Raw genomic sequence first — 10237 nt, 5'->3', positions numbered from 1 at the left:
GGGTTATGAGCCCAGCGAGCTACCGAACTGCTCCACCCCGCGTCGCAAGAACAACTCTACCGTACCCGCGGTGTGCTTCTGACCAGTCGGGTCAGAACGTGCCGGAGATCACCTCAACCCCTCCCCCAAACCGGTGGGACGTGAGAGAGCGTCTCCCCCAAACCGGAGGGATGTGAGTGAGGGTTTGGAGGCAGGCCCTTCAAGGCAAAACAAAAGGTCCGGATCAGTGATGACTGATCCGGACCTTTTTCCAGTTGCGGGGACAGGATTTGAACCTGTGACCTCTGGGTTATGAGCCCAGCGAGCTACCGAACTGCTCCACCCCGCGTCGCAAGAACAACACTACCGTCCGGTGAACGGCAGACCAAATCCTGGCTACGTGATGTGCATCTCCCCCGCACGAGCGAGGGCCGGTACCGGCCTCCAGAAGGAGGCTGGCACCGGCCCTCGCCGAACGTGCCGCTCTTAGCTACTGGGCGAAGGCGACGGGGTCGCGCTCGGAGTAGCTCCCGGCGTCGTGGTTGGTGCTGGTGTGGCACCCAAACGGTTTTCTGCGTCCACGGCCTTCTTCAGCGCCTCGGAGAGCTTGGTCTGCTGTGCGCCGTATCCGGCGAAGTCGCCCTTGGCCAGGGCCGCCTGTCCGTCCTGGATGGCCTTGTTGGCCTCGTCCAAGGCCGCCTTCAGGTCAGCCTTGGCATCGCTGGGACCGGCCGGGGGCGTCGTGGTGCCCGGAGGGGTGGTTGGCGTTTGGCCATTGTTGGCGACGTCGCCGGCAGAAGCGCCGGAGTCTCCGCCGAACAGCTGGTTTAGTGCCGCATCCAGTGTGGGCGCGAAGCCGATCTTGTCACCGAAGGCCACCAGGACACGCTGGAGCGTGGGATAGGACGTCTCACCAGTGGACTTCAGGTACACCGGCTGAACGTAGAGCAGACCGCCACCCACAGGCAGTGTCAGCAGGTTGCCGTTGAGCACATCCGAGGCACCCTGGCGCAGGAGGTTCAATGCCTGGGACACGGTGGGGTCCGAGTTGAACTTGTTCTGCGCCTGGCCCGGTCCCGGTACCTGGGTGTCGGTGGGAAGTTGCAGGAGCCGTAGCTGCCCGTAGCTGTCCGCCTTCACGCCCTTGACGTTTCCGGCGTCGGAGTCGGCCGCCAGGAATCCGTAAAGAATGTTCCTGGCACTGCCATTGACCGTCTGCGGAATGAACGAGGACGTCAGCTGGAAGGCAGGTTTGTTCTGGTCCGGCATCTGCAGCGACATGTAGAACGGTGGCTGCTTGACGGCTTCCGAAACGGTGGGATCGTTCGGGACGCTCCAGGCATCGTTGTTCTGGTAGAAGCTATCCGGATCCGTGACGTGGTACCGGCCAAGCAGTTCACGCTGGACCTTGAAAAGGTCCTCCGGGTAGCGGACGTGGCTCATGAGGTCGCCCGACATCTCAGAGAAGGGCTTAATGACCGTGGGGAAGACTTTCTGCCATGCCTTCAGGATGGGATCCTTGTCATCCCAGGCATAGAGATTCACGGAGCCGTCGTAGGCGTCCACGGTTGCCTTAACCGAGTTGCGGATGTAGTTCACCGAGCTGTTGGGCAGCGCGACGGTACGCCCGGCGTTGGTCTGGGAATCAGCGGTGGCATTCTGCAGCTGTTGTGGTTGGGAGTACGGGAAGTACTGGCTGGTGGTGTAGCCGTCAACGATCCATTTGACCCTGCCATCAACGACCGCCGGGTAGGCGTTGCCATCCACGGTCAGGTAGGGGGCCAGCTTCTCGACGCGTTCACGGGGGTTGCGGTCATAGAGAATCTGGGATTCCGCATTGACACCATCCGAGAGCAGCAGATCAGAGGACTGGAACTTGATGGAGTAGAGGATCCGGTTGAGCCAGTTGCCCACGTTCGGGCCGCCGTTGCCATTGAAGGTGTACTGCGTTTCACCCCCGCCTTCGCGACCAACGGGCCGGTCCTGCTCGCGGTTCGGGGCACCGTCCGGGGCTCCCACGATGGAGTATTCCGGCGAGTTTTCGCCGAAGTAGATGCGCGGCTCGTACGAGGTGTCGTTGCCGAGGACGCCATTGGATGGGATGCCTGACTGAAGGAAATCCGGTTTGCCGTCGGGGGTGAACTTATTGCCCTTCGCAGCAACGACGCCATATCCGTGCGTGTAGACAATGTGCCTGTTGACCCACGTCTGCTGGTTGGCGCTCAGGCCGTCAGGGTTCAGCTCACGAACCGCGATCACTGTGTCCTGCACCTTGCCGTCAACCACGTAGCGGTCGACGTTGAGTGTCTGCGGGAACTGGTAATAAGGACGGAACTGTTCCAGCTGCGCAAACGCCGATGAGATGAGGTTCGGATCCAGGAGGCGGATGTTTGCAGTCGTTTGGGCGTCGGCGGCCAGCGCACCGGACGTAGCGTTGGTGGTGGCGTTGTAAGCCGACACATCAACCTTGTCCAGGCCGTATGCCGCACGGGTCATCTTGATATTGCGATCAATGAAGTCTTTTTCCAGGGTGTTTTCCGAAGGACGGACCTGGAACTGCTGGATGACCCACGGGTAGACGCCACCGGCCAGGATCGCTGTGATGACCAACATCGCCGTACCGATGACCGGCAGGCGCCAGCGTCCGATGATCGCGGCGATGATGAAGAGGATCGCCACGAGTGCAGCGGCAACGGCAAGGATGGCCTTGGTGGGAACCACCGCGTTGACGTCCGTGTAAAGGGCACCGGCCCAGCGGCCCGAATTGCTTTGGACGGTGGTGTACCTGTCCAGCCAGAAGTTGATACCCAGGAGAACCAGGAAAATCGCGCCGGTCACGGCAATGTGGATCTGGGCAGCGCGACTGGTGAAGATACCGCGCTCCATGAGCCGGATGCTGCCGTAAAGGTAATGAGTCAGGATGCCCGCGATACCAGCCACGACGGCGATGCTGATGAGGAATCCGGTGACGAATCCCAAGAACGGCAACGTCATCAGGTAGAAGCTGATGTCGAGGTTGAACAGTGGATCTGTCTGGCCGAACGGTTCCTGGTTGAAGAACAACAGGGCCTTTTGCCATTGGCTGGCGGCCGCACTGCCGGCGAAGAGCCCGAACAGGATAGGCAGGCCAATCATGACCACCCGGCGCACCGGCTCAAGCTGCGCTTGGTAGCGGTTCAGGTTATCCCTGGACTCGGCATCGGGAGCGTAAACGGGCCTGGACCTGTACGCAATCCGGATGGCAAAGAACACGGCTGCGAACATCATCGCGAAACCAATGAGGAAGGTAATGATCCGGGCAAGGTTTTCGCGCAGATAAACTTCGAAGAAGCCGAGCTGCTGGTACCAAAGGACGTCAGTCCAGACATTGGCGAAGAAAATGAACCCGACGACGGCCACTGCCACGACAATAAGCGTCGGCGTCAGGGCACCTCGTCTCAGCGGTGATCTTCCGGGCGGGTTGGAGCTGGCGGGACGGGACAAACTCTGTACCTCATTGGTGTCAGTGAACAGTCGGTGTGCGAGTGATTGACATTCTCTGCCGCTGGGATATGGCGGAGGCCGTCATATATGCCACGAGTGGCAGTAAAGCTAAGTTCCACCGTCAGTCTAGTTGTTTGTGCAGGTGGGAAGGCCCGCCGTGTCTTGTCCCGACGCAAGCCGCTCCACTGCGGAGGTGGCATCGGCAAGCGTGTCGACCTTGACCACCTGCAAACCGTCGGGAACGTGGCCTACGACATCGGCGCAATTGGCGGCCGGGGCAAGGAACATCGTGGCCCCGTGGCTGCGCGCTCCGATCATCTTCTGTGCGATGCCGCCGATCGGCCCCACAGCACCGTCGGCGTTGATGGTTCCGGTGCCTGCAACATGCTTTCCACCCGTGAGGTCGCCGGGTGTAAGACTGTCCACGATCCCCAGGGCAAACATCATTCCGGCGCTCGGCCCGCCGACGTTATCCAAGGAAATCCGGACATCGAACGGGAACGTGAAATCGCTGGCGAGCAGCACACCCAACACGTAGCGTCCGGCGTCGTTCTTGGTCGGCGTGACGGTTTCGGTCACCTGTGTGCCTTTCCGGTCAACGACGACGGCGGCAGGGGCTCCCGCCGCAGCGGCCAGTTCCGCCTGGATCACGCTCATCGACGTGATGGACTTGCCGTTGATGGAGATCAGCCGGTCACCCTCCTGGATCTTCCCTGTCGACGGCGACGGGTCGGACAAGCCGGCCACCGTCAGCCGCTGTTCAAACGGGATATCCAGCTCCCGCAACGCCGCTGCCACAGCATTCTCCTGGGACGTCTCCATGGCGATTTCGCCCTGCTGGACCGTCTGCTCCGCGGTGGTGCCCTTGGGGTAGATGAGTTCCTCAGGATAAATGGCTTTGGAAGGGTCGACCCACGCACGGAAGACATCGAAGATGGTGGCGGGGCTCTTCGGGCCGCCTGTCATGACCACGGTGGTCAGGTCCAGGTTGCCACTGGCGGGGAAAGACTCATGGCCGGAGATTGTGATGACCGGCTTGTCGCCGTCTTTACCCAACGTATTGAAGGTAGGACCGGCTGACTCAATAACGTACGGAACGGGCAGTGCTGCTGCGCCGACACCAAGACCCACGGCCACCAGGCCGGAAATGACCATGACCATGAACCGGTTGTCGCGAGCAGGTGCCGGTGGCACGGAGGAGGGATCGGCGTCGTGCACTTGACGCGGGTCCAATGAGCCCTCGGGGCTGGGCGAAGTAAGCATTGGGACCTCTCTATGCCGGTATTGCATTCCGGTGACATGGCTCGGCCGCCGGAGTCGACGGCAGCATATATACCAAACATCAACAGTACGCGTTCAGCCGTTGTGGCACTGCTTTGCCTACAGCGAACGACGCCCCGTCCGGGGAGACAGCGTTGGACCCGCGCGGTACGGTGAAAGAGATCACCAGCCAGTTCGACGATCGGCGGCACCATGACTTCCAACCCCAACAATCCGTCCAATGACGACGAGAATCCCCAGGATCCGCTGGCAGAAATGCTCCAGAACCTGATGGGCGGGCAGGGCATGGGCAACATCGATCCCGCCGAGCTGGCCAAGGCTGCGGGGCTGCCCAACGATCCCCAGCTCCTTCAGCAGATGTTCGCGCAAGTCCAGGCCATGATGAGCTCTTCCTCCGATGGCCCGGTCAACTGGCAGCTTGCCCACGAGAATGCGCGGCGCGTTGCGGCTACTGGCAGTGACCCTTCGGTCAGCGCCCACCAAGCAAAGGAAATCGACGAAGCTCTTCGGCTCGCGGAGCTTTGGCTCGATCCCGTCACAGATCTTTCCGCCACGGGCCTCATTGGCCGTGCCTGGTCCCGTGCCGAATGGGTTGAAGCCACCCTGGGCACATGGAAGCGACTGACGGAGCCGGTGGCGAACAGCATTGCCAATGCCCTGTCCAACGCACTCACCCAGCAGATGCCCGAGGAAATGAAGTCCATGATGGGCGGCGCCTCCTCCATGCTGCAAAACATGGGCGGGGCGATCTTCGGCATGCAGCTGGGACAGGCCATCGGTGCGCTCTCCGCCGAAGTGGTCAGCTCCACGGACATCGGAGTTCCGCTGGCCGACCTTGAAATGGCTTTGCTGCCGGCCAACGTCACGAAGTTCGGTGAAGGCCTCAGCCTCCCGGAGAACGATGTCCGGCTCTTCCTCGCCGTCCGCGAAGCGGCACACGCTCGCCTGTTCGTGCAGGTTCCGTGGCTGCGCGGCCATCTCCTCGGCGCCATTGAGGCGTACGCCCGTGGCATCCACATCGATATGTCGCGTATTGAAGACCTGGCCCGGGACCTGGATCCGAGCAACCCCGAAGGAATCCAGGAAGCCCTGTCCCAGGGAGTCTTCACGCCCGAACGCACTCCTGTTCAGACGGCCGCACTTGAAAAGCTCGAAACGGCACTCGCCCTCGTCGAAGGCTGGGTGGATGAACTGACTGCAGAAGCCACCGCCAACGTTTTGCCATCAGCGACGGCACTGCGCGAAACGGTCCGCCGCCGCCGGGCGACGGGCGGCCCCGCGGAGCACGCTTTCTCGTCCCTGGTTGGCTTGGAACTGCGTCCCCGCCGACTCCGGGAAGCTGCGACCCTTTGGGCAACGCTGAAGGAAGAACGCGGAATCGCCGGCCGCGACGCCATCTGGCACCACCCCGACTTGCTGCCGACTGGTGACGACCTGGACGACCCCAAGGGATTCTCCGAGCGGCGCCGACTTGCCGAGGCCAGCGACAGCGAGGTGGACGACGCCCTGCAGAAGCTGCTCAACGGCGGATACGACACCGATGGGCAGGAAGCACAGGACTCCAAGGGCGAGTCAACGGAGGACGAGCCGGAGTCGGACGACACGGACCCGCGGTCGCCGAACAAGTAGGCAGTATCCAATAGTGGCCGTCCCTGCCGGGGCGGCCACTGTTGCCTTAAAGGCTCTTGGTGAATCAGCAGCCGTCGCTTGCCGTATCAGCGCCGTCGCTGCTGTCCGTATCGGGCGGCAGCCCCCGGGACGTAGCGAAAGCTACGCCTTCCAGGAAAGCCTTGGCCCGCTGCGTTTCGGGATAGGCCTCCACCAGTCGCCAGAAGGCTGCGTTGTGTCCGGCGACGAGCAGGTGGGCGAGCTCGTGCACCAGGACGTAGTCGATAACCCACTGCGGCATGGGCTGGAGCTTGTTCGAAAGCCTGATGCTGCCATCCGCAGGAGTAGCCGAACCCCAACGTGAGTTTTGGTTTCCAACCCAGCGGACCGACGTCGGAACGGCCCGTCCGCCAAGATAGGTCCGCGAAAGATGCGCGGCATGACTGGCCAGTGCTTGGTCCGTCGCAGGACGGCGCCTGCCCGAACCTCCTTGGCGCTCCCCCTGCTTCTTGAGTTTGGACAGCATGCGCCCCACCCATTCGCGTTCCTGGGACGCGGTGAAGCTCGCCGGAATGGCCACCACGGCATTGCCGTCTTCCCAGAAGGCAGCTACCGTCCTGCGCCTGCGGGCCGATCTCCTCACGACCACCGGCGCACCATCTTCAGTCACCATAGGGGTGCCCGCGGCAGAGGAGGCAGGGCGCGCCATCAGAGCTCAGTGCTCTCAGCGAGCACAGCCAAAACGGCCTCACCGTATCGCTCAAGTTTGGACGGGCCAATGCCCGCCAAACCAGCCAACTCTTCCAGGGACGAAGGGCGCGCCTCGGCAATCGCCGTCAGCGTCGCATCGGTGAAAACGACGTACGCGGGCACGTCTGCCGACTGTGCCTCTTCCTTGCGCCATTGCCGCAAGGCATCGAAAGTCTGTTCCTCATACGTGGGAGGACATTGGCTGCAACGCCCGATTTTGCGCTCAGCGCCGGTGGCCAGCATGCTCCCGCACACCCTGCACGACGCCGGGGCAGCAGCCTTGCGCCGCGCCGGACCCGACTTGCTGCGTGCATTGGCCGAAGCCACCGAATCCGGACGGAGTCCATCCAGGAAGCGCGAGGGTTTCCGGTTGGCCCGGCCACCCGGAGTACGTGCCGTGGACCACGACATCGTGAGGTGCTCACGCGCACGGGTGATGCCCACGTAAAGCAAGCGACGCTCTTCGTCCACGTCCTCCGGGGTGTCAGCGAAGGAAATCGGCATGAGGCCTTCACTCAGGCCCACCAGGAAGACGGCATCCCATTCAAGGCCCTTGGCCGCGTGGAGGGAGGCCAACGTCACGCCTTGGACGGTGGGGGCATGCTGCGCCACCGATCGTTCCTGGAGTTCGTTGACGAATTCGGCCAAGGTGAAGGACTCTCCCCGGCTCACAGCAAGTTCGTCGGCCAACGCGACCAATGCGGCCAAGGACTCCCACCGCTCACGGAGCGCTCCCCCGTTGTGTGGGGGCGCATCCGTGTAACCGAGCGAAGCCACGATATCCCGCACCACTTGGCCCAGGGCTTCCTGGGGACCCTCGGCTACGGCACGGGTAGCAGCACGCAACTGCAGGATTGCATCCCGGACTTCTTTCCGCGCGAAGAACCGCTCGCCACCACGAAGCTGATAGCCAATGCCGGCTGAGGCCAGGGCCTGTTCGTAGGCCTCGGACTGACCGTTGGTCCTGAAGAGAATGGCTATTTCACTGGCCTTGACCCCGGAATTGAGCAATTCCTGGATTCGGCCAGCTACGACGGCTGCTTCCGCTTCGTCGTCCGGACACTCCATGAACCGCGGTCCCGGTCCTGAGGGTCGCTGCGCGATGAGCTGCAGCGGCGGAGCCCAGGCAGCGTCAGCCGCGGGTCCCCCGCTGCGCCGGGAGCCAAGAAGCTCATTAGCCAACTTCACTACCTGCGGGGTGGACCTGTAATCCCGGACGAGCTTAACGACGGTAGCGCCCGGGAACTTCGCCTTGAATCCGAGCAAATGCTTCGGAGAAGCGCCGGTGAAGGAGTAGATGGTCTGGCTGGCGTCGCCCACCACGCAGAGTTCATCCCGTCCCCCGAGCCACAGGTCCAGGAGCCGTTGCTGGAGGGGAGAAACGTCCTGGTACTCATCCACGACGAAATGGCGGTATTGCTCGCGGACAGTGGCGGCCACCTTCGGGTCTTCCTGAAGGATCCCGACGGTAATGAGAAGAACGTCTTCGAAGTCAATGACGTTGCGGTCCGTCTTAATATCCTCGTACGCCTGGAACACCCTCGAGACTGCCGTCAGGTCGAAGCCCCCCGGGGTTCCTCTGCCTTGGGCGTTCTCCAGGTAATTGGCGGGCGTCAACATGGACACTTTGGCCCATTCGATTTCCGCAGCCAGATCCCTGATGGAGGCACGGTCTGTGCTGAGGCGGAGCCTGCGGGAAGCCTCGGCGATCATGTTGGCTTTGTGGTCCAACAGGCTTGGCAACGTACCACCGATGGCCTGGGGCCAAAAGAACTGCAACTGCCGCAGGGCAGCGGCATGGAAGGTACGAGCCTGGACGTTGGCCACACCGAGATCCCGAAGGCGGCTTCGCATTTCCGCGGCGGCCCTGGCAGTGAACGTCACAGCCAACAGCCGCTGGGGGCTGTATACCCCCGAGTGCACTCCGTAGGCTATACGGTGCGTGATGGCCCGCGTCTTGCCGGTGCCCGCCCCGGCAAGTACACAGAGTGGACCCGTCAAGGTACTGGCTACTTCGCGCTGCTCTTCATCCAAGCCGCCGAGGATGCGTTCCTCAAGCGATGTGCTGGCGTCGAAAAGTTCCGCTGTCACGGCTGGAGGTCTTCGATGACGCCGCCGTACCAGTGCTCGATCAGGGAACGTGCGATGGAAAGGCGAGTTGAGATGGTGATTTCACCACTTAGCACCGCTTCCTGCAGCTCCTCACGGCTGAACCACCGCGCGCGGGTAACCTCGACGCCGTCGGGCCGCGCCACGGCGTCGTCCGTTGTTGCCGTGAAGCCCAACATGAGCGAGGCGGGAAAAGGCCAGGACTGCGATCCGAGGTACTGGCAGGCGGTTACACGGACGCCCACTTCTTCCCCGATCTCACGCACAACGGCCTGTTCCAAGGACTCGCCCGGCTCCACGAATCCGGCAAGGGTGGAGTAGTTCCTGGCATCCGCGGGTCCACCTCCGCCCAGGAGCAGGCGACCGTCGGGTCCTACGACAGTGACGATGATGGCGGGATCAGTGCGGGGATAGTGCTCCGAGTTGTCCTTCGGGCACCGCCGGACCCACCCGCCGGCTTCGATGTCAGTGGGATTACCGCACTTGGGGCAGTGGGTGTGGTTTGCGTGCCAGTTGGAAATGGCGCTGGCCTCGATGAACAAGGCGGTATCGACGGCGCCCAGCCGTGCTGCGACCTCCCGGAAACCTGCCCACTGGACATCCGAAGGCACCGTCAAGGTGCCCGGTGCTGGCGGTTGATTGACTGTGAACAGCAGAACGGGAGTGCCTTCTGCCACAGACGACGGTGTGAGGGTTGTGCCGAGGTAGATGGCCGTGACGGCACCGGCGTCGGAGTCTTTGAGGGCATTCCACAGCGTCGTGGCGTCAGCAAACCACAGGCCGTCCGCGGTGACCAGCGCCTTGCGCTCCGAAATCACCATGGCCCGGGCACTACCGGAGGAGATGAGTTCCTCGACCATGCCAGGTTTCATACGCGCCGCCGAGCCCCGGTCCACCATCGCCGGGCGCACCGGCAAGACTGTGTCCATCAGGTGGTTGGCCAGTGCCGGGGACTCCGTATAACTCATGTATCTACCGTACTGACTCGTACCGACAAAAAACATTTGAAGGGGCCCTACCTTGTGGA

Annotated in this window: 6 protein-coding genes and 1 tRNA gene; 1 reads left to right on the top strand and 6 read right to left on the bottom strand. The window is 62.5% G+C overall.

Annotated features, from left to right (window positions below; all coding sequences use genetic code 11):
- Window positions 1-254: 254 nt before the first annotated feature.
- The 3 genes from QRM57_RS11085 to QRM57_RS11075 all read right to left on the bottom strand — a co-directional run bounded on the left by QRM57_RS11085 (window position 255) and on the right by QRM57_RS11075 (window position 4725).
- Window positions 255-328, bottom strand: a tRNA-Met gene (locus QRM57_RS11085).
- Between the two features lie 137 nt (window positions 329-465).
- The gene (locus QRM57_RS11080; protein WP_235520645.1) at window positions 466-3462 is read right to left on the bottom strand and encodes a UPF0182 family membrane protein; all 2997 of its coding nucleotides are present in this window, start codon (window positions 3460-3462) and stop codon (window positions 466-468) included.
- Between the two features lie 126 nt (window positions 3463-3588).
- The gene (locus QRM57_RS11075; protein ID WP_284986593.1) at window positions 3589-4725 is read right to left on the bottom strand and encodes a YlbL family protein; all 1137 of its coding nucleotides are present in this window, start codon (window positions 4723-4725) and stop codon (window positions 3589-3591) included.
- A gap of 210 nt (window positions 4726-4935) precedes the next feature.
- Between QRM57_RS11075 and QRM57_RS11070 the strand changes: the two genes are divergently transcribed.
- Complete coding sequence (locus QRM57_RS11070; RefSeq protein ID WP_284986591.1) at window positions 4936-6372, top strand: zinc-dependent metalloprotease; 1437 nt, start codon at window positions 4936-4938, stop codon at window positions 6370-6372.
- Window positions 6373-6436: 64 nt separating this feature from the next.
- Here the strand turns inward: QRM57_RS11070 and QRM57_RS11065 are convergent, their stop codons facing one another.
- Genes QRM57_RS11065 through nudC form a run of 3 tightly spaced genes read right to left on the bottom strand, consistent with a single transcriptional unit; the run spans window position 6437 to window position 10178 of the window.
- Window positions 6437-7060, bottom strand: a complete 624-nt coding sequence (locus tag QRM57_RS11065; protein ID WP_284986590.1) for a M48 metallopeptidase family protein — start codon at window positions 7058-7060, stop codon at window positions 6437-6439.
- Entirely contained in the window at window positions 7060-9192 is a 2133-nt protein-coding gene (locus QRM57_RS11060) for an ATP-dependent DNA helicase UvrD2 (protein WP_284986589.1), read from the bottom strand. Before QRM57_RS11060 ends, QRM57_RS11065 begins: the two co-directional genes overlap by 1 nt.
- The gene (gene nudC, locus QRM57_RS11055) at window positions 9189-10178 is read right to left on the bottom strand and encodes an NAD(+) diphosphatase (protein WP_284986588.1); all 990 of its coding nucleotides are present in this window, start codon (window positions 10176-10178) and stop codon (window positions 9189-9191) included. Before nudC ends, QRM57_RS11060 begins: the two co-directional genes overlap by 4 nt.
- Between the last annotated feature and the right edge of the window lie 59 nt (window positions 10179-10237).

Source organism: Arthrobacter sp. fls2-241-R2A-172, assembly GCF_030208885.1.
Lineage (GTDB): Bacteria > Actinomycetota > Actinomycetes > Actinomycetales > Micrococcaceae > Arthrobacter.
The sequence above is the reverse complement of the archived record's forward strand: the minus strand, read 5'-3'. Positions and strand labels throughout refer to the sequence as shown.